The sequence below is a fragment of the Rhodococcus sp. APC 3903 genome (assembly GCF_030407755.1).
Lineage (GTDB): Bacteria > Actinomycetota > Actinomycetes > Mycobacteriales > Mycobacteriaceae > Rhodococcus_F > Rhodococcus_F erythropolis.
Window position 1 is genome coordinate 1 of sequence record NZ_JASDCV010000094.1, and the last position, 748, is coordinate 748.

Genomic DNA, 748 nt, shown 5'->3' on the forward strand with positions numbered 1-748 from the left:
TCACCAGTTGCACTCCGGCCCCCTAATGCCGGTCCAACTCTCCTATGCCAGAAGGGCAAAAAAATTGGCGGGGCACGGGATTGGTCCCCAGCCACGAACGAAAGGTCACCGATGAGCGACGGCTACGACTACACCGAGGGCGACGACTACAGCGCGGCAACCATCCATTACGCCGGACTGACTTGCGGGTGCGGTGACTACTCCTGCCCTCGCATGCACGACGACGCCGCGCAGTGCGTCAACGCCGAGTAATGACAACCACCCACCAACCTCGAGCAAAGGAAAAACGATGAGCAACGAGACGAACTGCGATTGCGGCCAGACGTCCTGCCCTGCAATGGCAGACGGCACGCAGATGTGCAGCTACCCGGACCCCGGCGACTACGCCTGCACCGCGCAAAGAGCTGGCGACGAGGACTGCATCTGCGGCTGAGCGACCCGCCACCCACCACAAAGGAGCCCCACATGAGCACCGAAACCGACACCCTCGCACCCGCGCTTGTCGCCGTTGTCGAGGCAACCGCAGCGCTCGATGCAGCGATGTTCGACCGCAGCCGCGAAGGGTTCATCGACGTTACCTCCCTGGTCGACGCCTTCGCAGCCGCCCGCGCCGCAGCCCGAGACGCCGGACACACCGAGGAGGACATCGACGCCGCCGCCACCCCCACCAACTAACCACACCATCCGTCGCCAGCAAGGACGCGCAGCATGACCGACCACAACCGCCCGACCGAAGGAGAAAACGATG

General features: G+C 64.2%; 3 protein-coding genes. All 3 read left to right on the forward strand.

All coding sequences use genetic code 11. The features are described 5' to 3' along the window. Positions 1–111: 111 nt before the first annotated feature. The 3 genes from QMA15_RS32655 to QMA15_RS32665 are packed head-to-tail and all read left to right on the forward strand — an operon-like array spanning position 112 to position 675. Positions 112–252, forward strand: a complete 141-nt coding sequence (locus tag QMA15_RS32655; RefSeq protein WP_290289347.1) for a hypothetical protein — start codon at positions 112–114, stop codon at positions 250–252. A gap of 37 nt (positions 253–289) precedes the next feature. Continuing rightward, the gene (locus QMA15_RS32660) at positions 290–433 is read left to right on the forward strand and encodes a hypothetical protein (RefSeq protein WP_290289351.1); all 144 of its coding nucleotides are present in this window, start codon (positions 290–292) and stop codon (positions 431–433) included. A 32-nt stretch (positions 434–465) separates the two neighbouring features. Continuing rightward, positions 466–675: a hypothetical protein gene (locus QMA15_RS32665; protein WP_290289353.1), complete on the forward strand. Its 210-nt coding sequence runs from the start codon at positions 466–468 to the stop codon at positions 673–675. The last annotated feature ends 73 nt before the right edge of the window (positions 676–748 follow it).